We start from the raw sequence: 24,069 nt of genomic DNA, 5'->3' as shown, positions 1-24,069 counted from the left end.
AGTCTTAGTACGCTGATCCCTTCCGGGACAATTCCCTCTAGCTCTCTAAAATGCAAAAAACTTCTCCATCCCAAAAGGGACGAGAAGTTAAGCTCGCGGTACCACCCTTGTTAGACCGTTCCAGCCCGCTGCCATCCCCACACACAGAAATCCGGTTCCCGTGTGAAAAAAGAAATGACGACCGGTTGTCAGTCTCACTCGACGAATCGATAACGGAATTACCCGATGCTCCCTACTTCGCTTTTCAAGAGACGCTCCTGGGGGATTTTCGTCCGCTGCAGAGATTAGGCTCACACCCACCCTAACTCGCTGACACTGCTGTACGGAATACTTGGCCCAGTCATCGCTTTACGAAAGATTCAGTTACCCGAAGTATATCGAATCCGGGTCTGGTAGTCAATGAAACCCGTTCTTGTAAGCCGATTACTTCTCGAGTTCAAGCACCTTGTCGTGATCGAGCGTCTTCCAGCCTTCATCCTGAAGGAGTTCCAGCTGCGCTTCGAGCAGAGTGCGGAAGCGTGTGCGGTAAATGCTCGCCTGCTTCTTCAGCTCTTCGGTTTCCATCGAAACTTTACGGGAACGCGTCAACGATTCGTTGATAATCCGGTCGGCGTTCTTTTCCGCTTCCTTGAGTACAAGCTGCGCTTCTTTCTTCGCGTTGTTCTTCACCTCATCGGCGGCTTCCTGCGCGACAATAATCGTTTTGCTCAACGTTTCTTCAATATTGGAGAAGTGATCCAGCCGTTCCTGCAGCGCCAGAATTTGGTTTTGGAGCTCTTTGTTTTCACGAATAACGGCCTCGTAGTCCTTGATGACCTGGTCCAGAAATTCGTTCACGTCATCTTCGTCATAGCCGCGGAAAGAGCGCGCAAATTCTTTGTTATGTATATCGAGTGGTGTTAAGGGCATGGTGCACCTCCTAGAATGTTAACCGGTGGAGAGTTTGTACGGTTCAGTTAAGAAATAGAATTTCGACGGAAAAGCGAAAATTCCTTCATTCCTCGCACTTAAAAATAGGTTAAACGTATTTGCCTACTTTCATGCGGGTTCTGCCTTTCTTCGTCACTCCTTCTATTTCCAGGACACGAAAACGCCCAAAGCCCTGTAAAGAAACGACGTCGCCCTCCTGTAGGGGGACGCTCGGATTCTCTTCGGGCTTCCAGTTCACTTTGCATTTGCCGGCCCCGATCGGAATGAGAACTTTGGCCCGGCTTAATCGGAATACATCGCTTACAATTCCATCCAGACGAAGAGAAGCTACGGATAGCGACATCTCCTCCAGTTTAACGGCGGACGGTCTCAACTTATCGATGGGCAAAATCTCGGTCGTCACATGCACGCGATGCACTTGGCTGAGATTGAGATGAAGATAATCGGCCGCTTCTTCCGCCACGACGAAATGGCAGCCCTGTTCGGATACGTTAATATCCCCTACCTTGTCCCTTTTCATGCCGAGCGCCAGAATCGCTCCCATATAATCGCCGTGACTAAGCGCCTGAAACTTGCTGTCGCCGGATTCTACGGACAGAACTCTCAGCCCCATATCTTCGCCCGAGAGATTCAGGTAATCCGGCCCGAGAATCGCTCTCTGGCGCTCCGCATCCGGGTACCCGCCATCCAATCTGCAGTTCACGTCGGGATTGCGGTTAACCAGTGTGCGGAGGATAAAAGCTTGCCGGGGATCGAGAAAGTCCGTCCGCTTCACTTTGTGATGGGCGGCGTTCTCGACCCACTCCTGGGCCCGGTCCACGAAAGCATGCTCATCGGGATGGAAATGCCCGTAAATTTCTTTGGCCACTAGAATATCCCCACGATGTAGCCGACCACGACTTTGAGGCCTGCGACGACGAGCCAGAATACGCCCATGGCAACGATCGGAGAAATATCAAGCGGGCCGATCGGCGGGATAAAGCGGCGGAATGCGCTCAGATAGGGCTCCACGAGTTTCGCCAGCAGTTCGCCGATAAAGCTCTCGCGTGCATTCGGGAACCAGGAAAGCAGCACGTAACCGAAAATCATATAAAAGTAAATTTGGGCCAATGTATCGATTAACCCGTAAATGTTCATGACCAACCGCTTTCACCTCAACCTTTTTGTCCAATGCTAAGCTTCATGCAAAAAATCCGAGATCGATCCCTGAATTTCTACGGAATCCGGGGCGCACAGGAAAATATTCGGGCCGATCTTGGAGATCGATCCGTTCAGCGCATAAACGGTCCCGTTCAGGAAATCGAAAATACGTACCGCTTGTTCGGGACGAACCCGCTGCAAATTCACGACGACGGTCCGGCGGGAACGCAGATGATCCGCGATCTCCTGGGAATCGTCGAAAGAATGAGGTTCGTGAAGAACAACACGGCTGTTTTTCTGCGAATGAATGCTCACAATGTTATTCTTACTCTGTTTCGTACGTTGTTCCTGCACCGGGGTTTCAGGTTCTTCCGGAGTTTCTACAATTCTTTCCCGTTCTACGACCTCTTCTTCTTCCTGAAGTCCGATAAAATTCATAAATTTATTCATAACGCCCATCCGACGCTCCTCCTCTGTGGAAAAGATGGTATTCATTCAAGACTTTCCGACAAGCACGGTACCTAAACGCACCCAAGTTGCGCCCTCTTCGATCGCCACTTCAAAATCTCCCGACATCCCCATGGACAAATGCCGCAAAGGTTCCGGCAGAATCCGCTCGGCGTTGAGCGCGTCCCTCAGCTCGCGCAGCTTCCTGAATACGGGCCGGGTCGCTTCCGCTTCGGCCTCCAGCGGGGCCATGGTCATCAAGCCGACGATCTGAAGATGGGGGTACTGCTTCAAATCCTTCGCGAAGGATTCCAGCTCCTCCGGGGGCAGTCCGTATTTGGATTCCTCGCCGGATACGTTCACTTGTATAAAACATTTGACGAAAAGATCCCGCTTGGCGGCCTCTTTTTCCAGTTCTTTGGCCAGCGAAGCACGATCCAGAGAATGGATATACGCGAATTTCCCTATAATGTCCTTCACCTTGTTCGTTTGCAAATGCCCGATAAAATGCCAGTCGCCCCGGTCCCCGAGTGCTTCCCATTTTTCTTTGGCATCCTGCCAGCGGTTCTCTCCCACCTGTGTTAACCCATGGTCGAGAGCCTCGCGCGTGGCTTCCAGAGATACATATTTCGTAACCGCGATCACGTTTATGTCTTCAGGGCTGCGGCCGGACCGCCGGCAAGCCGCCTCAATGCGGTGGTGCACATCTTCAATACGCGCCTGCAAATTCATCAGCAGCGGTTCACTCCCTCCATGCTGTCTATATATTGTCGGGCCGGATCAGTCGTTTCTGAGACCAATCCAGGCTGCCATACGCCCGGTCGAACCCCCTTCTTTACGATGGGAAAAGAACAGATCGGTCGAACAGCTCGTACATAACTCTGTTACTTCTATATGCGACGACAAAATTCCTGCTTTCTCAAGAAATTGTCGGTTGCATTCCTGCAAATTCAACTGATATTTGCCTTCTTTACGGGGGATAACGACAGTTTCCGTCTGTTTTTTGGAAATGCCGGTATCCAAATGGCTCTCGTAAACGCGGCCCGCGACAAAATCATCCACTTCGTAACAACAGCCGCCTATGGAAGGCCCGATTACGGCGTGCACGTCTTCCGGCCTGCTTCCGAAGGAGCGGGTCATTGAAGCAAGCGCGGCCGCGCCGATATTCTGGACCGTTCCTTTCCAGCCGGCGTGGGCGATTCCTACGACCCTGTTCACCGGATCGATCAGATAAAGCGGAACGCAGTCCGCGTATAAGGCGCAGAGCATGATTCCTTTTCCGGCCGTGATAAAAGCGTCCTTGCCCTGAATCGCATCGGCACGCGATATGCGTCCGCTTCCCATCTGTTTCTTTTCGATGACCGCTACCTCTTTGCCGTGCACCTGTTCGCCGAACGTGAGCGCTTCAAAGGGCACTCCGAGCGCTGCGGCAAGTCTCTTCCGGTTCTCGACGACATCCTCGTCCGCATCGTTTACATGCAAGCCCAGATTAAGCGAATCGAAAGGAGCCGAACTCACTCCTCCGTGACGCGATGTAAATCCGGCCTGAACGAAAGGAAAACGTTCCTGAAGCCTTTCCAGCACAAAAAGCTCCGGTTCACCGGAATTTGATTTCTTGCGTACAAACGGTTCCACTGCTTGTCCCCTCCGTATCCCCGGCCTACAGCGGCCTTTTCTGCTTGTTCAAGTTTACCATATCGGTCATAAGACGACAAAAATTGGCGGTGCGGCAGTTATGAAAAAGGGGCGTCTTCGTTTTATAGCCGATGTTTTATAACCGATGCCTTCTAACGAAGCGCCCGAAAGTACGACCGTCCTCATATCCACTTCTATTACCCGCGTGGGCTGCGGTTATAATCAGCGGAATCGCTCTCCTCGACGGCCCGGTAAGTTTTCGCTTCCTCCAGTTTGACCAGAACGACGTCGGCTCCGATTTTGACGATATTCTTCCAGGGAATGATAAGATCCGTTCCTCCCCCAAACAAACCGAAAAACTTGCTGCTGTTCGGAACGACAATGGAATCGATCCGGCCTTGACGGAGTTCAAGCTCCAAATCGCTGATCTGGCCCAGTTTCTTGCCATCCACAATATTAATAACGTCTTTCGTTTGAAAGTCGGATATTTTCATCTGCTTACCCCACGCTTTCAGGTTATTCGCCCGTTTGTTCTAGTATATGAGGGACACGGCCAAAATGTCCTGAAAAACCAAGAAAAGCGGCTCACGGGGTCCAACCGGAAAAGCGGGCATAACAAAAAGCCCGGAATCCGGGCTTTCGATAGATGTGCGTGCAAGTAAATCGGGCAGGCGGTGATCAATCAGCTTTTGACATGTTTCTGCATCTGGGTGATCGCCGATTTCTCCAGCCTTGACACCTGCGCCTGCGAAATTCCGATTTCATCGGCGACTTCCATCTGGGTTTTGCCTTCGAAAAAGCGCATCGACAAAATCATTTTTTCGCGGGAGCCGAGCTTTCTCATCGCTTCTCTCAACGCGATTCCTTCAATCCACGACATGTCTTTGTTGCGTTCATCGCTGATCTGATCCATCACATAGATCGGGTCCCCGCCGTCATGGTAAATCGGCTCAAACAGGGAAACGGGGTCTTGAATCGCGTCAAGCGCGAACACGACATCCTCTTTCGGAACATTCAGCACTTCGGAAATTTCGTAAATCGTCGGTTCGCGGGAATTTTTGTTCGTTAAACTGTCGCGGACCTGAAGCGCTTTGTAAGCAATATCCCGCAAAGAACGGGAGACACGGATCGGATTGTTATCCCGCAGATATCTGCGTATTTCTCCGATGATCATCGGCACCGCATACGTTGAAAACTTCACGTTCTGGCCCAGATCGAAGTTATCGATCGCTTTCATCAGGCCGATGCAGCCCACTTGAAAAAGGTCGTCGACGAACTCGCCTCGGTTGTTGAAACGCTGAATCACGCTGAGTACCAGTCTCAGGTTGCCATTGACCAGTTTCTCTCTTGCGGATCGGTCGTTCTTCGTCTGCAGATTGGTGAACAGTTCACGCATTTCCACATTCGTCAGAACAGGAAGTTTGGCGGTATCGACACCACATATTTCGACTTTATTTCGGGTCACGGTGATTTACCTCCCAAGGAGAAACATTACTGTTAATTATCTCCGCGACCCGTGTTTTTATGCGCTGTGAAGAGCGTGTCTCCCCCCTTGACAAGTGCCCGGATGCTTGCTCTCTCCTGCCGCTGTTGGCCCGTATTCGCTTTCAGTTTCCGATAATTTTTTTAAAAGAAGGCAGATACGTCTCCCGTTCGGGGAGATTATCCGGCACCTCCTTAAAATCGTATGGAAATGTCATACTAAAAAGCCTACCACACAGGTGATAGGCTTTGGGTTAAACCATTTTATTAAACTCCTTGCGCAGCCGTTTGATGATCCTCTTTTCCAGCCGGGAAATATAGGACTGGGAAATGCCGAGCTGATCCGCAACGTCTTTCTGCGTTTTCTCCTCACCGTCCTGGAGACCAAAACGAAGTTCCATGATCGTTCGCTCCCGGTCCGTCAGCTTATCGAGCGCTTTATGCAGCAGCTTGCGGTCTACCTGCTCTTCGATGTTGCGGTAGATCGTATCGTTCTCGGTGCCCAGCACATCGGACAATAACAGCTCGTTTCCGTCCCAATCGATATTCAGCGGTTCGTCGAACGACACTTCTGTCCGTATTTTGCTGTTGCGGCGGAGATACATGAGAATTTCATTCTCGATGCAGCGTGACGCATAAGTCGCCAATTTAATTTTTTTCTCAGGGTCGAACGTATTAACCGCTTTAATAAGACCGATCGCTCCTATGGAGACCAGATCCTCAATGTTAATGCCCGTATTTTCAAATTTACGGGCTATATAGACAACCAACCGGAGGTTGCGTTCAATCAGCATGGCACGGATGGCCGCGTCCCCGGAGGGCAGTTTTCCAAGCAAATATTCCTCTTCTTCCCGCGTTAGCGGAGGAGGCAGTGCTTCGCTTCCTCCTATGTAATAAATTTCTTCACCTTTCAGACCGAAAAAGATAAGAATCTTGTAATAAAAAATTAGCATCTGCAATTTCCATTTGATCCGCATAACCGCTTCCTCCCACTCATAACCTTTCTTTAGCCGGCAGCAACCAGCGTCGGATGAATAATGGCATGATACGCCCCGTCACCGGAGAGTTGACCTCCGTCCAGCCCTACAAGTACTTTCGTCGTTTCCACTTGACCGCTGCCGTACGTGATGACCACCTTGTCGGGTTTAATCGCCAGCATGAACTGCGTATTCCGGTTTACTCCCCGGTAAGGCACCAACCGCAAACGGTCCTGCCATACAAAGTCTTCTTCCGTACCTATCGCCGTGATAATCTGTTCCACCTCGGCTGCCCGGATTCGTTTCAACCACGATTCCGGCAGCATACTCGCAAGCTGCGAAGCCTCCATGACCATCACCGGAGTCCGTGTCAGCGGATCGTAGAGCTGGTTACCCGTATCGATCAAGCCTGTACAACGGAAATCCGCACCGTCCACGATCACACTTACTTCCGCCAGATGGACGGCCAGTTCTTCCTTCTTCTTTACTCCCGCCATCACCAGTCTGTGCAGCACCAGAGAACCTGCTCCTAACACGATGACTGCCCAAGTCTCGATCCGGATACTGAACCTCGCCGCACCCGTTTGGCTGAACAGAAGCCCGTTCATCACATCGCCCGATGTTTGAAACACGTAGTTCAGGCCGAAAACGCCCCCCGCCGCCACAAAGTTGACTACATAGAAGGTGCCCGTGTTGCGCAAAAAGTGCTGCAAGCTGCCATAGCCGAAAGCAATCCATACCATGCAGAGAGACATAATGATCTTTGCCGCAAAAGTAAACAAGAACGACAAGGAAGGTACGAACATAAGCAGTACATAAGATCCGCCCAGCGCAGAGGACACCACCAGTTTCCAAGGTTTGAAGGACAATCGTCGCGTCCGCGCGGTCACTAGTAAAACGGCGGCATCCATGACGACATTCACCAGGAAAATCAGATCCGCGTATACGACCAATTTTCCTCACCCCCAAGCGGATGAGATTAGTATATTAAAAGACGAATTCAAAGTCTGTCTAAACGTGCCGGAGTCCGCCAACTATTTTTGTCGCATAGTGGGGAAAAGAAAAAAGCCGTCACAACTGACCTTAGGTCAGTTGTGACGGCTTTTCCGGGAGGGCTCAGCTTGCTGCTCTCCACCTATGCCATTCCGTTAGCGGAATTATTTGTCGAGATTGTTACGTCCGCGGTTGCGCAGGAACGTCGGGACTTCCAGGTCTCCCGGTTGACCGCCGAACGGCCGCAAATTGTTCACACGCTGCTGAGTTTCGGCAGGTGTCTCCTGTTGCTGCTGTTGCTGCGACTGTACGCCGCCTTGACGGCGGTTATTCGGCTGAGGAGGCTGCTGCTGCTGCGGATTGTCCTGGAATCCGGTAGCGATAACGGTAACCATAATCTCTTCTTTGAGATTCTCGTTGATCACCGCACCGAAAATCATATTCACCTCAATATCGGAAGCCGAAGCAACGATGTCCGCAGCTTCGTTTACTTCGTAGAGGCTAAGATTTGTACCGCCCGTGATGTTCATCAAAACCCCGCGAGCACCCTCGATAGAGGTTTCAAGCAGCGGACTCATAATGGCTTTCTTGGCGGCTTCGGCGGCACGGTTCTCGCCTGTCGCGATACCGATACCCATAAGAGCCGAACCACGCTCGGTCATAATGGTTTTTACGTCGGCAAAGTCAAGGTTGATAAGACCCGGCACGGCGATCAGGTCGGAAATCCCCTGTACCCCTTGACGAAGGACGTTATCCGCTTGGCGGAACGCTTCCAGCATAGGCGTCTTCTTGTCTACAATCTCAAGGAGACGGTCGTTTGGAATTACGATCAGCGTGTCCACTTTTTCTTTGAGCGCCGCGATGCCCTGTTCAGCCTGAGCGGCGCGTTTGCGCCCTTCGAACGTGAACGGGCGGGTTACGACACCCACCGTCAGCGCGCCGCACTCTTTCGCGATTTCCGCGATAACCGGAGCAGCACCCGTACCGGTTCCCCCGCCCATACCTGCGGTTACGAATACCATGTCCGCGCCTTTGAGCGTGTTCATAATTAAATCGCGTGATTCTTCAGCGGCTTTCTTCCCCACATCGGGGTTGGCGCCGGCTCCCAAGCCGCGCGTTAATTTATCACCAATTTGGAGCTTGTGCTCCGATTTGGCCAGATGAAGTGCCTGTGCATCGGTGTTGACCGTAATGAACTCGACACCCTGCACTCCATTCTCGATCATCCGGTTAACTGCATTACTGCCGCCGCCGCCCACACCGATGACTTTTATCTGGGCCAATTGTTCCATATCCAGATCAAATTCAAACATAGCAGTCAATGTCCCCCTAACTTAACTTTCCGTGAGCTGTAAGCTCAAAATGGGTAACGCGCCTGACGGCACGGTAATCGTAAGAGCTCGCACATAGCCCGAACATGGTTCTGAAGCGTGTCTGTGCGCGTGTCCCCCTGGTTGCAGGCTGCAGAGCCAGTGACGGGACACTTGTATCCATAACCGGGAAAGATGCATTCAGAAACAGCAGAGCTCGTCCCGTTAGATAAATTCCTTAAGGAAATTTTTGACTTTGTCGAACCAGCCAGGGCTCGCTTCAGTCTGGGGTGTTTTGACACTGGCAGGTTTGTTGGCCGTTTGCTTCTTGGGCGCCGTAACCGGACGGTTACGCAAAAATTTGCAAACAAACTGGATGATCCCTACTCCGCTCGTATAAGCCGGGTCGCGGACACCGATGTAATCGGGCACTGCGATACGTACGGGAGCAGCCAGCTCTTCCTGTGCAATGACAAGAGTCCCCGGCAGGGATACGGTACCTCCCGTGAGGACATAACCTCCGGCGGGATCACTGTATCCTAACCGGCTGGCTTCCGCGCGAATCAGGTGGAAAATTTCCTGAACACGGGGTTCAATGATATTCGCCAGATCGACCTGGGAAAATTCCTTATCCACCTGACTGCCGATCCGGTTGACTTTAAACACCTGATCCGGCGCGGAATCTTGAATCGTCGCGCAGCCGTATTTAAGCTTGATTTTTTCCGCAATATCCATTTGGGTGCGGAGCCCGATTGATATGTCGTTGGTAATGAAATCGCCGCCGATAGGCAGCGTGGATGTTGCAACAAGATTACCTTGATCGAAAACGGCAATCGTTGTCGAACCTGCTCCGATATCGACCAATACGGTTCCTATCGATTTCTCATCCTTGGAAAGCGCAAGCTGTCCGGAAGCCAGAGACATCAATATGAGTCCTGCCACCTTAAGTCCGGATTTCTCAACAACGCGAAGCAGGTTATGTATGCCTGTTTTGGCTCCGGTAATAATCGTGGATTCGACTTCAAGTCTGACCCCGATCATTCCTCTTGGTTCGTGTATGCCTTCTTGGCCGTCCACTAAGTATTGGTTAGGTACTACTCCGATAATTTCGCGCTCAGGAGGCAGCGCTATGACTCTAGCCGCTTGTATAACTCGTTCGATGTCTTCTTCGCCGATCTCGCGGTCTTCATTGGACACGGCCACAACCCCGTGGCTGTCCTGAAGCGCGATGTGGTTTCCCGTAATCCCGACGTAAACATCAGAAATTTGTATGCCCACCATACGTTCGGCATGATCGATCGCGGATCGGATCGATTGAACGGTCTGGTCGATATCGACGATGGCACCTTTGCGGATGCCTTCCGAGTCGGCTGATCCTACCCCTATTATATTAATGGTTCCGTTTACGACTTCCCCAATAATAGCACGAACTTTGGATGTACCGATGTCTAAACTAACAATGATGTCATTGTTGCTCAAGCTTTGGCACCTCCTGTTAAATGAAATCAGGGCACAGCCCGTCTGCTTTCTACTTATTCAACATGACGGCTGGTTTCCCTCTTTATTTGCGTATTTTTTTTGTGAACGCTGTATTTCCTCTTTTTTTGCCTTCTAAACCGGTAAAAATAGAATACCATAAAATCGATTCTAACACTAATTTAATAGGGTGGATAGTAATATTTTCCTGAGAAAACCCTGAAAAATTCATGAATCTAGCGCCTTTCATACGGGCTTTCGGCCGTTCGAAAAGCTCGCAGCTTCCCTATCGATTCCTCCCTTGAAAGTCTCATAGATTACAGGGCGCAACGGCGCCTGTTACCAATCCCTTCCTTTAAATAAAGAGGCCTGTCCGGCGGAATTCCCTTCCTAAATTAGGAGCAGGCGATCCCTTCGTTTTTCCTGCAGCGTCCGTTTTGTCTTCCTTACCGCCCGTATCGGATTAGCGGGTATCCTTTTGGGGAGTGGAAGTCGGTTTCACGCTACCGCCTGGTTTCGGAGTGGGATCGGGTTTTTTGGTTGAGCCGGTTCCGGCTTTGCCTTTGTTTCCGGCGGCGCTCGTATCCAGCGGCAAGTGATCGTCTGTTTCCAGCAGCATCAGAATGCCGGAATTCACTTCGCTTCCCTGCATGCTCGTGATGTAAGCGGACAAATTCATAATTTTATTCGGCAGATAACCGACTGTCGTCACGACTTCGAACTTGGTGCGGGTGTACATCTTGATCTTGTCCTTGTAGGCTTCCGACGGGTCCGGGCGTATCTCCGAAATGTCCGATAAATACCCGGCCGGAATGGCTGCCAACGCTTTGCAAAGAGCGATGCGGTTGGGATCGTTCTCTTTCCATCCGGTCAAAATGGGTTTGTCCACCGGCATGTCCTCTTTGACTACGGGAACGGTGGAACCGTCGGCAAGCACCGCCTGCTTCACGCCGTCCGCCCCGAACTGGAACGCAACGCGCGGATACTCGTGCACCACGATGCTGATTTGTCCCGGAAAATGCTTGGAAACTTCAACGGACTGAACCATACGGAGGGCCGCAACCCTACCGCGTACGCTCTCTGACCCGACCGCAAAAAAATGATCGCCCTTCCGGACGGCGGCGGCTTGTCCGATTTCTTCGGAAGAAAGCAGTTCGTTGCCTGCGATCTTGATTTCACTGACCCGGCTCAAGGACGAGCGAAAAAAGAGAACGGCCAGAATCGTTACGAAAAACAGGAACAAGAGCGTAAGCAGCTTCCGGTTGGCGCGCGTCCTTCTCGGTTTAGGGTTCGGCAGCACCGGAACTTTATTCTCTTCTGGCAAGCCTGACACCCCCGCTTCCTTTTGCATAACCTTGTGAACGTGTTAAACCCTCTTATCCCCTCCTGGTAAACAGGAAGGGACTAGAGGCACTGCATTATTCACCGGTGACCGGCGCTTGATCCGGTACGGGAGCCTGCCGGCGAATGCGCGCACCCAACCGGGTGAGCATTTCTTCGATCCGGTCGTACCCTCTGTCGACATGGTGGATTTGTTCCACGACGGTAGTGCCGTGAGCGGCCAGCCCCGCTATGACAAGCGCAGCGCCGGCACGGAGATCGGTAGCCTCTACCGTGGCCCCGTAGAGCCTCGGTACCCCGCGTATAAACGCCGAGTTGAAATCCACGCGAATGTCCGCTCCCATCCGGGTGAGTTCATCCACATGCTTGAATCGGCTCTCAAAAATCGTTTCTTTCATTATACTGATTCCATCTGCTAGGGAAAGAAGCACCATAACTTGCGACTGCAAGTCTGTCGGAAAAGACGGATGAGGTGCAGTAACGATACGCTCGACCGCCCGCGGTCTTATTGGAGCGTGCACATTTATTATATCATCGTGCACCGTAATTTGAACACCTGCGCGCCTCAGCACATGAATGGCGGCATTCAGATGCTGGGGACACACTCCTTCCAGGGCTACGCTGCCCTTCGTTGCGGCCGCCGCCACCATAAAGGTGCCGGCCACGATACGGTCCGGAATGATCCGGTACGTGCAGGCATGTAAAGAGCGGACGCCACGTATAGTGATAGTATCGGTCCCCGCCCCGATTATGTCCGCTCCCATCGCGTTCAGGAAGTTTTGGAGGTCCTGGATTTCAGGCTCCCGTGCGGCGTTGGAGATGGTTGTGATCCCGTCGGCTAGAACGGCAGCCATCATAATGTTTTCCGTGGCCCCCACGCTTGGAAAATCAAGCGTTATATCGGCGCCCTTCAGGTCCTCGGCGGTACAAATAATCGTACTGCCGGTTTCCTCGATCGTAACTCCGAGCGCCTGCAGCCCTCTCAGATGCAGATCGATCTTCCGTTCACCGATCGCACAGCCGCCGGGCTGATAAACCTGGACGGTTCCGAAGCGCGAAAGCAGCGGACCCATCAGAAAAATAGACGAACGCATCTGCTTCATCAGTTCTTCGGGAACGTGCGTGCTGTTCAAACCGGTTGTGTCCAGCACAACCGTGTCCTCTTTGTGCTCGGCGCCGCACCCCAGGGAACGGAGTATGCCGAGCATGACTTCAATGTCGAGCAGCTTCGGGACATTGCGCAGCGTGTGGGTTCCAGACGCCATTATGCTGGCTGCAAGAATAGGAAGCGCCGCATTTTTGGCACCTTGGATCCGAACGGCTCCCGAGAGGGGAATGCCGCCTTCGATTACCAACTTCTCCAATGTCTCACCTCCGAATTACCTCTCGCCCACCACCAGTACCTCAGGCTGCAGCTCCACACCGGATTTCTCCCGTACAGTCTTCTGCGCCAAAGCAATGAGGGCCAGAACATCCTCGGCCGATGCATCTCCGGTATTCACAATGAAATTGGCATGCAGCGGAGAAATCTCCGCACCGCCTACCCGCGTGCCTTTCAGGCCTGCTTCTTCGATCAGCTTGGCGGCATGATTGCCCGGCGGATTGCGGAATACGCTGCCTGCGCAGGCGAGCTGCAGCGGCTGCGTTCTGAGCCGGCGGTCCTTGTACGCCGCCATTGCACCCGCGATCTCCTTCCGGTCGCCCGGCTGCAGCTCGAAGACCGCTTCCGTTACGATGCCCGGCAGCGTATGCAGCACCGAATGCCGGTAAGCATACTGCAGGTCGCTGTTCTGCATGATGATCAATTCCCCTGTGTCCAGCAGCACTTCAGCCTGTTTAAGAATGCGTGACACATCAGAACCATGAGCCCCCGCGTTCATGTAAACGGCGCCTCCCACCGATCCCGGAATACCTCCGGCGAATTCGAGACCCGTTAACCCTTCCTTGCCGGTCATGACGGATAATTTGATAAACGAGTAGGCTCCTCCCGCGTAGACGGTGCTGCCGTCGAAACGCAGCGTTTCCAGTGCCCGGCTTAATTTGATGACAACGCCCCGGATCCCCTTATCCCCCACAAGCAGGTTGGATCCGCGCCCGACGACTGTCCAGGGAACCTTATGCTGCCCGAGCAGCCGGATCGTCTCAACCAACTTCTGTTTATCCTGCGGGATAACGAGCAGATCGGCAGGACCGCCGATTTTCCAGGTTGTGTACGGTGCCAGCTTCTCGTTCTTCAGGACCTCACCCACCTGAGCCGCTTGCAAGTCTGTAATTAACTGGTGCATGGGAAAACCTCCTTCACAGAACTCAAGGTTGAAAAGCCCCTTTCCCGGCATTCTTCGGTTCCCGGTTATCGTTACCGGCAAGAGCGGGAGTCGGTACGGGCGGCTTTGCCTTAGGTGTCTGCCACGGTTATAGTGTAGTTTATGTTAAATCGGATAGAGTGTGACAATGGCCCATCTAGTTCCCCGTAAAAGCTTCATCCGGCAGCCTTTTAACGCCTCCGTTGCCCGGCGGATACAATCTGTTCCAGCTCCCGGACGACAAGTGCGGCGGAATCCCGCTGGCCCATCTTCGCGGATTGCTTCGCCATATGTTCCCAGCGGACGGAATCTTCCATGATTTTGCCGATCTGATCGAAAAGAACCCGGCCGCTTAAATCTTTCTCAAGCAGCGTTACGGAGCCGCCCTCGTCGGAAAGAGAACGGGCGTTATGCTCCTGGTGGTTGTTCGTCACGTTTGGCGACGGAATTAAGATGGAAGGAATTCCAAGGGCGGTAATCTCTGCCATAGTAGACGCTCCGGCACGGTTCACGACAAGCTTGGACGCCGCCAAAACCTCCGGCATGTTATGAATATACGGAAGGACTTGAAGATTAACCGGAACCGAACCCGCCGCCTCCTGAATCCGCTGCGCGGTTGATTCGAAATAGGGCTGGCCTGTTCCGAATACAAACTGCACACCGGGCAGCTCATGTACAAGCGGGGCCAGTTCGACCATCGCTTCGTTAATGGCTTTGGCTCCCCGGCTCCCTCCCACAACGACAACGAGTCTCGCATCCGGCGTTAATCCGAGCGAGGAGAACCCGCGTGCCGCATCCGCATTTACCATAGAAGTCGCGCGCGGATTGCCCGTGTAGACGACTTTTTTGGCCTGAGGGAAGATTCCTTCCGTTCCCCGAAAACTGACGGCTACCGTCGACACGTAGCGGCTCAGAAAACGGTTCGTAAGTCCCGCGATGGCATTCTGTTCATGCACGAGTGTAGGAATGCCCAGTTTGGCGGCCGCATACAGGACCGGGCCGCAAACGTATCCTCCCGTCCCTACCACCGCATCGGGCTTGAATTCTCTGAGAAAGCTTTTGGCACGGCCCACACCGCGCAGAAAGCGCAGCACGGTTTTGACATTATCCAAAGACGCCAGCTTACGCCGGAACCCTGTAATTTCTACGGCTTCAAAAGGCATATCCAGCCCGGAACGCGCGACAATGTCACGCTCCAGGCCGGAGCTTGTGCCGATGTATAAAAATTTCGAATCGGGGTGGTCCTGCAGGCACTGTTCCCCAATGGCCAAAGCCGGGTAAACATGCCCGCCGGTTCCTCCTCCGCTGAATACGATACGCATTCGTTTCACCTCGAATAGCGGGATATGTTGAGCAGCACGCCGATCGACGTCAGCATCAGGGTAAGGGATGAGCCTCCCGCGCTTATAAGCGGAAGCGTAATTCCCGTAACCGGAAACATTCCGATCACCACGCCGATGTTGATAATCACCTGAACGGCGATCATTCCCACAATACCTACGGCAACCAGGCTGCCGAACGTGTCGGGTGCTGTAATAGCGGTGCGCATCCCTCTCCATATGAGAATCGTGAACAGGATCAGTACGGCCGCACCGCCGATAAAACCGAGCTCCTCGGCGATGATCGAGAAGATAAAATCCGTCTGGGGCTCGGGCAGATAGCTGTACTTCTGCCTGCTCATTCCGAGTCCCAGTCCCGCCAGCCCGCCCGGTCCGATCGCGTAAAGCGACTGGATGGACTGATAGCCCGCTCCCAGCGGGTCGGACCACGGGTCCATAAAGGCCGTAATCCGCTGCAGCCGGTATGGGGCCGCAATAATCAGACCGACGAAGCCTGCGACGCCGGCCATGGCAAGATAGGATAAATGAAGAATGCGGGCCCCCGCCGTATAGATCACGAGCAGGGAAGCGCCGACAAGAACCGCTCCGGTGCCAAGATCCGGCTGAAGCATGATCAAGCCGAAGGCCAGTCCCACAAGCCCCAGAGGAGGCAGCAGCCCCTTCGTAAACAGCGTGATCTGGGACTGCCTGTCGGACAAAAGCTTGGCCAGAAAAACAATCATGCCGATTTTCATAAATTCGGAAGGCTGAATCCCGAACGACCCTATTCCGAGCCAGCTCCGGGCGCCCCCGCGAACCACGCCTATCCCCGGGATCAGAACCGCCAGCAGAAGGCCGAAACAAATGAGCAGGCCGAGCTTCGCGTACTTTTTCCACACCCAGTAGTCGGTGTTCATCGTAAAAAACATGGCCACGATACCGAGCACCGCGAAAAGCAGCTGCCTTTTCAAATAATAAAACCAGTCGCCAAACTCACGGAAGGCCAGCACTCCGCTGGCACTGTACACCATAATTACGCCAATCGTCAAAATGAGCAGTGTCGAAACCAGAATCCATACATCCGGAGCGGAACGCGCTTTAGCCATAGGGACACCTCTTACGAATAAGAATATCGGGTGCCTACAGCCTGAAAACTAAGATGACTGACGCTGCCGCAATCCGGAAGCGGACGAAGGAGGCTTGACTACCCGTTCCTTACAGATTATGCACGGACTCCTTAAACATGCGTCCCCGTTCCTCGTAAGAAGCAAACATATCCCAGCTGGCGCATGCCGGAGAGAGCAGAACGATGTCCCCTTCCCCTGCCAGCTTGCTCGCAGCGTGAACGGCCTCGCCGATTGCTTCCGTGCTGTTAGCAGTATCGACCGTTTCGACGGCGGCCAATCCGGCTTCACGGGCAACGCGGTTTATTTTCTCCCTCGTCTCGCCGAGCGTTACGACGGCTTTCACGCGCGAAGCAAGCAGCGGAAGCATTTCTTTGTAGTCCGAACCGCGGTCCAAACCGCCTGCGATCAGAATGACCTTCTGTTCGAACGATTCGACAGTCTTCGTCGTGGCGGCGGGGTTCGTCGCTTTCGAATCGTTGTAATAAGCCACGCCGCCGAATTCCCCCACGAATTCGAGACGGTGTTCCACGCCGCGGAATGTCCGCAGGACGTCTGCGATCGCCTCGACCGGCACGCCTGCGCTCAAGGCGACTGCGGATGCCGCAAGGGCGTTCTCGATGTTATGAGAACCGCGAATGCCCAGCTCTTTGGCAGGTAAAATCGGGTATGTACCGCCCTCTGCATCCCGGTAAGTCAGCACGCCGTCCCCGGAGAGATAAACCCCTTTGTCCAGCTCCCGCTGCCTGGAAAACAAAAGGACTTCCGAAGATACTTCACCGGCCAGCTTCCTGCATACCTCGTCATCGGCGTTCAGCACCGCAACATCATCCTGCTTCTGATTCGCAAACAGCTTGGCTTTCGAGGCCACATAGTCTTCCATGGAGCCGTGATAATCCAGATGAGTTTCGTACAAGTTGAGCAGGCAGGCGATTTTCGGCCTGAATTCCTTCGTGCCTTTAAGCTGAAAGCTGCTCAGCTCTACGACCATCCAATCGGATGGCTTCGCTTCCGCCGCCGCCTCCGTCAAAGCCCGGCCGATGTTGCCCGCAACAATCGGGTTCAGCTTGCCCGCTTCGAGCATAAGGCCGATAAGCGTCGTCGTCGTGGTTTTGCCGTTGCTTCCCGTAATCCCGATCATCGGAGCCGCACAGATATGGTACGCCACTTCCACTTCCGTCACCACTTCGATTCCGCGCTCAGCCGCCTGGACGACCGGCGGCGCCCCGTAAGGGATGCCGGGATTTTTGACGATTAGAGCCGTGTCCTCTCCCACAAGTTCAGGCGGGTGCCCCCCGCACACAACAGAAATTCCCAAGGCTTCCAATTCGTCGGCCTCGGGACTCGTTTCACGCGTTTTCCGGTCATTGACCGTTACGTCCGCTCCCATTTCATGAAAAAACTTAGCCGCCGCAACCCCGCTGCGGGCCAGGCCGAGTACGACCACTTTCTCACCCCGGTACTCACTCGGATGCTTCATTTGCTACAACACCTCATTCATGTATAGTCCCAGTGCCGCCAAAACAAGACCCGCTGCCCAGAAAGTGGTGACAACCCGCCACTCGGACCAGCCGACCAGTTCAAAGTGATGGTGAATCGGGCTCATTCTAAAGACGCGTTTGCCTGTTGTTTTAAACGAAATAACCTGGATGACAACCGATAAGATCTCAATCAGAAAAACGCCGCCGATAACCGCAAGCAGGAGCTCCGCTTTGGTCATGATCGCCACCGCAACCAGACCTCCGCCGATTCCCAGCGAGCCGGTATCGCCCATGAATACTTTCGCCGGATGCGCGTTGAACACAAGAAATCCGAGAACGCCTCCCACCATAGCTGCAGAAAAGATAGCCGCTTCCGGTTGAGTATTGTTCATCGCGATGATCGTAAAAGCGCCGAACGCGATCGCGCTCGTGCCTGCAAGCAGCCCGTCAAGGCCGTCCGTAAAGTTAACCGCGTTGGATGCGCCAAGCATTAGAATCGTCATCAGCGGGAAATACAGCCAGCCTGTGTCGAAGGAGACATCCAGCACCGGCACGAACAAAGTCGTGCTGTGATTGGACGTAACAAGCAGCACGCAGACTACGGCGGATACGACCAGTTGGCCGATTAGTTTCTGTTTGGCTGTGAGGCCGAGAGAGCGTTTGAACACAATTTTGATATAGTCATCGAGAAAACCGACGAGCCCGTATCCGAGCGACGCGATCAGCAGAATCCAAAGCTCGGTGTTGCTGTCGGAAAACCGGAGCGCCGCTATCGCGAGCGCGATCAATATGATAATGCCGCCCATGGTAGGCGTTCCTTGTTTTTTCTGATGGCTTTGCGGGCCTTCCGTACGAATGGTCTGTCCGAACTTCAGTCTCCGAAGAAGCGGAATGAACAGAGGGCCCATGATAAGAGCAAGCAGAAATGCGACTCCCATCGTGAATAAGATCACTTTTAACTCCACGTTTGATATCCTCCTACAAGCTCTCCTGCCGGAAAGCTGCTCCGTGTTTCGATTCGGGTATAGACACGGCAAGCGGGTGAAGCCTGCCGATTCAGCAGCTGCCGTCCAAGCCGGATGAGTTTGCTCTCATGCTTCTCTGACGGCGGCAGACGCCGCCAGGTTGCGGCGATAGCGCCTATTTTGCCAAGAGCGCCTCCGCCACTTCCTCCAGCTTCATCCCCCGGGACCCTTTGATCAGAACGAGATCCCCGGATTTCAACGCGGCGTGGAGCGCTGCGGTTAATTCCGCTTTGTCCTCGAACCAGCGGACGCGTTCCGGCCCGAACGACTCTCCGGCCGCTTCCGCGATATGTCTGCCGAGCGAGCCGTAGGCATATACGCCCGCCAAAGCGTCCGGCGACAGAAGGGAGCCGATTTCCCGGTGATACCGGATTTCGTCCTCGCCCAGCTCCAGCATGTCGGCAAGGACCACATATTTGCGCGGATACCCCTCCAACTGCTCGACGAGCCGGATGGAAGCCTTCATGGAGCTTGGCGAAGCGTTGTAAGCGTCGTTAAGTACGGTCACTCCACCGGGGGTCAGACGCTTCTCGATTCTCATGCCGGTCATCTGCATGCCGGCCAGTCCTCTGCGTATGTCCGCATCGGGAACTCCCAACGCGGTGCCTACGGCGATAGCCGCCAAAGCGTTGTCGACATTGTGCTCGCCAAGAAGCGGGATGTAGTACTTCTGCGCATCCTTGTCGCTTTCCGTATCGCGCGGGTTGATCGAAAAATGGGTGCCTTCCCCGTCCATTTGGATAAGAGTCGGGTACAAATCGTTCGTATGGCCGCGTCCGAAGCGGATCTGGCTCATACGGGCCGGCTGCTTCATTTCCGGCAGCACAAGCGGCAGCAGCGGCTCATCCCCGTGGAACACGTAGGTGCCGCCGTCTTTCAGGCCGCTCAAAATTTCCGTCTTCGCGCGGGCAATCTCTTCGCGGGAGCCGAGCTGCAGCAGATGAGCGTCACCGATCATCGTAATGACCGCGATATCCGGCTCGGCAATCTCGGAAAGCAGCTCGATTTCCCCGCGGCCGCTCATCCCCATTTCGACCACGGCCACTTCCGTCGTATCGTCAAGCTGGAGAAGCGTAAGCGGAAGACCGATGTGATTGTTCAAGTTGCCTTTAGTTCTGTGTACGTTGTATACCGTGCCTAGAACGGCTCCCATCATATCCTTCGTCGTCGTTTTCCCGTTGCTGCCCGTAATGCCGACCACTTTAACGTTCAAGGTTTTCCGATATGCGTGCGCAAGCTTCTGCAGAGCGGTCAGCGTATCGTCAACCAGAAGAAGCGGCAGTCCTTCCGGACGGCCTTCCTGCCGGCTTTCCAGCCACAAAGCGGCTGAAGCGCCTTTGGCGGCGGCATCCGGCGCAAATTCGTGCCCGTCAAAGCGTTCTCCGACAAGAGGAACGAACAAGCTTCCGGGCGCGATCGTACGCGTATCCGTGGATACCGCGTCAATCACGATTCCGCCGGCGCCGTTATCCGCTCCCGGCGGAATCAGCAGCTTCGCACCGGCCAGCTCGGCTATAGTCGATAATGGAAGTTTTTTCATGACTGTAGCCTCCTTAATGCGGCACGGGCTATAAGCCTGTCGTCGAAATCGTGCTTGACTCCGGCAATATCCTGGTAGGTTTCATGTCCTTTTCCCGCTATCAATACTACATCCTGAGGGCCTGCCTCTTCAATAGCCTTTTGGATCGCTTCCGGTCTGTCGACAAGAAGCTTATAACGGCTCTCGTCGACGCCCGCTTCGACCAGTCCGGGAACAATGTCGAGCAGGATCGCACCGGGATCTTCCGTCCGCGGATTGTCCGAGGTCACGTACACATCGTCGCTCAGCTCCCCCGTCACTTTTCCCATGAGAGGACGCTTCGTCCGGTCTCGGTCACCCCCGCATCCGAACACGCATTTGATCCGGCCCTGCGCGAATTCGCGTATCGAACCGAGCGCGTTCCGGAGACCGTCCGGCGTATGGGCGTAATCCACCAGAACGAGAAATTCCTGGCCTTCATCGACAATCTCCATACGGCCGTCCACTCCCGGCATGCTGCCGAGGCTTTCCCGGATTTGGGACAGAGAGAGCCCTTCGGCAAGGGATACGGAAATGGCTGCCAGCGCATTATAAACGTTAAACAAACCTACGAGCTTCATGCGCATCGGCTCCGTTCCCGCAAAGGAAACCACGTCGAATTCCGTCCCTTTGGCCGTAATGCTTATGTTGGCCGCTTTGACGTCGCAATCCCGGTTAACTCCGTATGTAATGACTTCAGCCGCGGTCAATTTGGCCAGACGTTCCGACGAAGGGTCATCCGCGTTTAAAACCGCATACTGTTTATCTCCGGCATCTCCTGTAAACTCGTTCCCCATGCGTGAAAACAGAAGTCCTTTGGCTGATTCGTATTTATCCATCGTTTCGTGATAATCCAGATGATCCTGCGTCAGGTTCGTAAAAACGCCTCCGCGGAAACGGACTCCTTTGACCCGGCCCAAATCAAGCGCATGGGAAGACACTTCCATGACACAGTAGTCGGTTCCTTCGTCCGCCATAAGCCGGAAGGTCCTCTGCAGATCCGACGCTTCCATCGTTGTGCGTTCCATTGGAATAAACTCCGAACCGATCTTGGCGGAAATCGTTCCCATGAGCCCCGTCCGGAAGCCCTGGTCACGTAAAATATGTTCGACCAGAAAACTTGTCGTCGTTTTGCCGTTCGTCCCCGTAATGCCGATCACTTTCATCTTCCGGCTCGGGTATCCGTAAACGCAGGCCGATAAAACCGACATCGCGTATCTGGCATCCTTTACGATCAGTTGCGGAACATCAAGCTCCAGTTTCCGTTCCGTCACAAGCGCTGCCGCCCCGAGCTCTATCGCCTTCGGAGCGAAGTCGTGGCCGTCGGACACGAATCCGGGCACACAGACGAATAAATCACCGGGACGTACTTGACGGGAATCGGTAGCGATGCCTGATATTTCTGTTGTCTCTTCACCTATGAGTTGACAAATTAAAAGCTGAGAAGCCAATTCCTTCAGCTCCATGTCAAATCGCCTCCCACCATTGGCACGTTTCATTTGCTATTCTATGTGTTCTTTCTATCAGTATGGACAAAAGCCTGACAAGAAAGAAGCGCCGAAACAATCAGCGCCCCTCTTTTTTGTCCATAGCGCCTTCCGGCGGATTAGATAAGTATACACGAATTGTTGAACCCCGGTCTACTCTCGTCCCCGGCTTCGGCGCCTGGCTGATCACCGTATTTCCCGTGCCGGACTTGGCAATCAGGAAGTCGGAGTTCAGGTCTTCGTAGATATCCTGAACGGTGGCTCCCACCAGATCGGGCACTTCTACTATCGGCGTTTCGCCATATTTATATTTTTTGGTCAACTGGTTTTTGTCCGGTTCCACCTTCATGTACCGAAGCGCATCCTGCATGATGTTTTTGACAAGCGGAGCGGCGATCAATCCCCCGAACTGAATACCCTGCGGATCATCGACCGCCGCATAGACAACCACCTTGGGATTGTCGGCCGGAGCGAACCCGATAAAGGATACGATGTGCTCATTCGGCGAATAACGGCCGTTTACGACTTTCTGGGCGGTCCCCGTCTTGCCTCCGACCCGGTAGCCGTCAATGAACGCATTGCCGCCGGTCCCTTTCGCCACGACGCTTTCCAGCGCCTCGCGGACTTGCTTCGACGTCGCTTCCGAGATTACCGTATCCACCAGCTCCGGTTTGACCGTTTCGATCACACGCCCCGTTTCGGGTTCTATCCATGATTTGGCGACATGCGGCCTGAATAACTTACCCCCGTTAATCGCCGCCGAAACGGCTGTGATCTGCTGAATCGGCGTAACGGATACCCCCTGTCCGAAAGCGGTCGTCGCAAGCTCGACCGGACCCACTTGCGAAGGTTTGAACATAATTCCGTTCTCTTCTCCGCCGAGGTCGATTCCGGTTTTTCTTCCGAAGCCGAAACGTTTGATATAGTCGAAAAGAGTCTCCTTGCCCAGGCGCTGTCCCAGAACGACAAAACCGGGATTGCAGGAGTTTTCCACGACTTCCAGGAACGATTCGCTTCCGTGTCCGCCGCGCTTCCAGCAGCGCAGCCTCGCTCCGCCTACTTCGATAGCTCCCGGATCATGGAACCTCTCGTTTTTCAGATCGACCTTCTTCTCTTCCAGCGCGGCCGCCAGCGTAATGATCTTAAACGTAGAGCCGGGCTCGTACGTCATCCAGATCGGAAGATTCCGGTTATAGGTCTCCACCGGGTATTTCCCAAAATTACCGGGCTCATAAGTCGGCCGGCTTCCCATGGCGAGAATCTCCCCGTTGTTCGGGTCCATCATAATGGCAATGGCATGCTTCGGCTGATACTTCACCATTGCCTGGTCCAGCTCCCGTTCAAGCACCGCCTGCAAGTGCTGGTCGATCGTCAGTTGCAGGTTCAGACCGTCTTTCGGCTCACTATACTGTTCGGTGGAACCCGGCATTTTGCGATTGGCAGCGTCTGCCAGATAAGAGACATTGCCTTTGATGCCCGTGAGCAGCTTATCGTACTTGCTCTCCACACCCGTAAGCCCCTGGTTGTACGTTCCCGTGAAACCGAGAATATGCGCCGCGAGGCTGCCGAACGGGTAATAGCGGCGGTTATCGCCGGCTACCACGATACCGGGCAGGTTCAGGGCTTTAATCTCCTGCGCCTTCTCCAGCGTAATTTTCCGTCCGGCGGGCTTGATCTCGTTAATGCGTTCCCGCTTCGTAATCTGCTTGTAAATCGAATCGACGGGCGCCTGCAAAACTTCCGCAAGCTTGGCCGCCGTTGCATTCGGATCTTTAAGCTGGACCGGGATGGCCATTATGGACGGCGTGCTGATATTATACGCCAGTTTCTCTCCGTTGCGGTCCCATATCTCGCCGCGATTGGCCATAAAAGGAATCTCCCGCCGCCAGGAGTCCTCCGCTTTGGCCGATAAACCGGGGCCGAGCCAAAGCTGCACATACGCCAGCCGGATGATCAGAGCGGCGAACAAGACCGTTCCCAAAATGAGTGCGGCAAACAACCGGCGCCGCACGGTAAAGCTGGACACTCGCATGGATTCGCT

22 protein-coding genes and 1 other annotated feature are annotated in these 24,069 nt (G+C 53.9%); all 22 genes read right to left on the bottom strand.

Annotated elements, in window-relative coordinates; all coding sequences use genetic code 11:
- Nucleotides 1-72: 72 nt before the first annotated feature.
- Nucleotides 73-353 (bottom strand) — a binding site (T-box leader).
- Between the two features lie 70 nt (nt 354-423).
- Nucleotides 424-909 (bottom strand): DivIVA domain-containing protein, encoded by a 486-nt coding sequence (locus tag PCH01S_RS20390; RefSeq protein ID WP_009671797.1) that lies wholly within the window; start codon nt 907-909, stop codon nt 424-426.
- A 109-nt stretch (nt 910-1,018) separates the two neighbouring features.
- A complete protein-coding gene (locus tag PCH01S_RS20385) occupies nt 1,019-1,798 on the bottom strand; it encodes a YlmH family RNA-binding protein (RefSeq protein ID WP_042232485.1) in 780 nt (259 codons plus the stop codon).
- Entirely contained in the window at nt 1,798-2,073 is a 276-nt protein-coding gene (locus PCH01S_RS20380; protein ID WP_042232483.1) for a YggT family protein, read from the bottom strand. Before PCH01S_RS20380 ends, PCH01S_RS20385 begins: the two co-directional genes overlap by 1 nt.
- A gap of 30 nt (nt 2,074-2,103) precedes the next feature.
- Nucleotides 2,104-2,529 (bottom strand): cell division protein SepF, encoded by a 426-nt coding sequence (locus PCH01S_RS20375; protein ID WP_009671786.1) that lies wholly within the window; start codon nt 2,527-2,529, stop codon nt 2,104-2,106.
- 36 nt (nt 2,530-2,565) lie between these two features.
- The gene (locus tag PCH01S_RS20370; protein ID WP_042232480.1) at nt 2,566-3,249 is read right to left on the bottom strand and encodes a YggS family pyridoxal phosphate-dependent enzyme; all 684 of its coding nucleotides are present in this window, start codon (nt 3,247-3,249) and stop codon (nt 2,566-2,568) included.
- Between the two features lie 48 nt (nt 3,250-3,297).
- Nucleotides 3,298-4,152, bottom strand: coding sequence for a peptidoglycan editing factor PgeF (gene pgeF / locus PCH01S_RS20365; RefSeq protein ID WP_042232478.1), 855 nt, complete (start codon nt 4,150-4,152; stop codon nt 3,298-3,300).
- A gap of 197 nt (nt 4,153-4,349) precedes the next feature.
- The gene (locus PCH01S_RS20360) at nt 4,350-4,646 is read right to left on the bottom strand and encodes a YlmC/YmxH family sporulation protein (RefSeq protein ID WP_042232476.1); all 297 of its coding nucleotides are present in this window, start codon (nt 4,644-4,646) and stop codon (nt 4,350-4,352) included.
- Nucleotides 4,647-4,834: 188 nt separating this feature from the next.
- Nucleotides 4,835-5,617, bottom strand: coding sequence for an RNA polymerase sporulation sigma factor SigG (gene sigG, locus PCH01S_RS20355; protein ID WP_009671832.1), 783 nt, complete (start codon nt 5,615-5,617; stop codon nt 4,835-4,837).
- A 271-nt stretch (nt 5,618-5,888) separates the two neighbouring features.
- On the bottom strand, nt 5,889-6,611 hold the full coding sequence (gene sigE, locus PCH01S_RS20350; RefSeq protein WP_042232474.1) for an RNA polymerase sporulation sigma factor SigE: 723 nt from the start codon (nt 6,609-6,611) through the stop codon (nt 5,889-5,891).
- Between the two features lie 29 nt (nt 6,612-6,640).
- Nucleotides 6,641-7,564: a sigma-E processing peptidase SpoIIGA gene (gene spoIIGA, locus PCH01S_RS20345; RefSeq protein WP_042232472.1), complete on the bottom strand. Its 924-nt coding sequence runs from the start codon at nt 7,562-7,564 to the stop codon at nt 6,641-6,643.
- A gap of 204 nt (nt 7,565-7,768) precedes the next feature.
- The gene (ftsZ, locus tag PCH01S_RS20340) at nt 7,769-8,917 is read right to left on the bottom strand and encodes a cell division protein FtsZ (RefSeq protein WP_042232471.1); all 1,149 of its coding nucleotides are present in this window, start codon (nt 8,915-8,917) and stop codon (nt 7,769-7,771) included.
- A gap of 222 nt (nt 8,918-9,139) precedes the next feature.
- The gene (gene ftsA / locus PCH01S_RS20335; RefSeq protein WP_009671845.1) at nt 9,140-10,393 is read right to left on the bottom strand and encodes a cell division protein FtsA; all 1,254 of its coding nucleotides are present in this window, start codon (nt 10,391-10,393) and stop codon (nt 9,140-9,142) included.
- A gap of 460 nt (nt 10,394-10,853) precedes the next feature.
- Entirely contained in the window at nt 10,854-11,714 is an 861-nt protein-coding gene (locus PCH01S_RS20330) for a cell division protein FtsQ/DivIB (protein ID WP_241688719.1), read from the bottom strand.
- A 94-nt stretch (nt 11,715-11,808) separates the two neighbouring features.
- The gene (murA, locus tag PCH01S_RS20325) at nt 11,809-13,095 is read right to left on the bottom strand and encodes a UDP-N-acetylglucosamine 1-carboxyvinyltransferase (protein WP_042232466.1); all 1,287 of its coding nucleotides are present in this window, start codon (nt 13,093-13,095) and stop codon (nt 11,809-11,811) included.
- Between the two features lie 15 nt (nt 13,096-13,110).
- A complete protein-coding gene (gene murB, locus PCH01S_RS20320) occupies nt 13,111-14,016 on the bottom strand; it encodes a UDP-N-acetylmuramate dehydrogenase (protein WP_042232464.1) in 906 nt (301 codons plus the stop codon).
- A 209-nt stretch (nt 14,017-14,225) separates the two neighbouring features.
- Nucleotides 14,226-15,356 carry an undecaprenyldiphospho-muramoylpentapeptide beta-N-acetylglucosaminyltransferase gene (murG, locus tag PCH01S_RS20315; protein ID WP_042232462.1) on the bottom strand — a complete coding sequence of 377 codons (1,131 nt, stop codon included), beginning with the start codon at nt 15,354-15,356 and terminating at the stop codon, nt 14,226-14,228.
- A gap of 5 nt (nt 15,357-15,361) precedes the next feature.
- Entirely contained in the window at nt 15,362-16,459 is a 1,098-nt protein-coding gene (spoVE, locus tag PCH01S_RS20310) for a stage V sporulation protein E (protein WP_042232460.1), read from the bottom strand.
- 109 nt (nt 16,460-16,568) lie between these two features.
- Entirely contained in the window at nt 16,569-17,957 is a 1,389-nt protein-coding gene (gene murD, locus PCH01S_RS20305; RefSeq protein ID WP_042232458.1) for a UDP-N-acetylmuramoyl-L-alanine--D-glutamate ligase, read from the bottom strand.
- A gap of 3 nt (nt 17,958-17,960) precedes the next feature.
- On the bottom strand, nt 17,961-18,923 hold the full coding sequence (gene mraY, locus PCH01S_RS20300) for a phospho-N-acetylmuramoyl-pentapeptide-transferase (RefSeq protein WP_042232456.1): 963 nt from the start codon (nt 18,921-18,923) through the stop codon (nt 17,961-17,963).
- A gap of 175 nt (nt 18,924-19,098) precedes the next feature.
- On the bottom strand, nt 19,099-20,523 hold the full coding sequence (locus tag PCH01S_RS20295; RefSeq protein ID WP_042232454.1) for a UDP-N-acetylmuramoyl-tripeptide--D-alanyl-D-alanine ligase: 1,425 nt from the start codon (nt 20,521-20,523) through the stop codon (nt 19,099-19,101).
- The gene (locus PCH01S_RS20290; RefSeq protein WP_042232453.1) at nt 20,520-22,007 is read right to left on the bottom strand and encodes a UDP-N-acetylmuramoyl-L-alanyl-D-glutamate--2,6-diaminopimelate ligase; all 1,488 of its coding nucleotides are present in this window, start codon (nt 22,005-22,007) and stop codon (nt 20,520-20,522) included. The genes PCH01S_RS20295 and PCH01S_RS20290 overlap by 4 nt, the downstream gene beginning before the upstream one ends.
- Before the next feature lie 100 nt (nt 22,008-22,107).
- Nucleotides 22,108-24,060, bottom strand: a complete 1,953-nt coding sequence (locus tag PCH01S_RS20285) for a stage V sporulation protein D (protein ID WP_042232451.1) — start codon at nt 24,058-24,060, stop codon at nt 22,108-22,110.
- Nucleotides 24,061-24,069 lie beyond the last annotated feature (9 nt).

The sequence above is a fragment of the Paenibacillus chitinolyticus NBRC 15660 genome (genome assembly GCF_000739915.1).
In the GTDB taxonomy this organism is placed as follows: domain Bacteria; phylum Bacillota; class Bacilli; order Paenibacillales; family NBRC-103111; genus Paenibacillus_F; species Paenibacillus_F chitinolyticus.
Note: the sequence above shows the minus strand (reverse complement) of the source record. Positions and strands in the feature narration are given on the sequence as shown.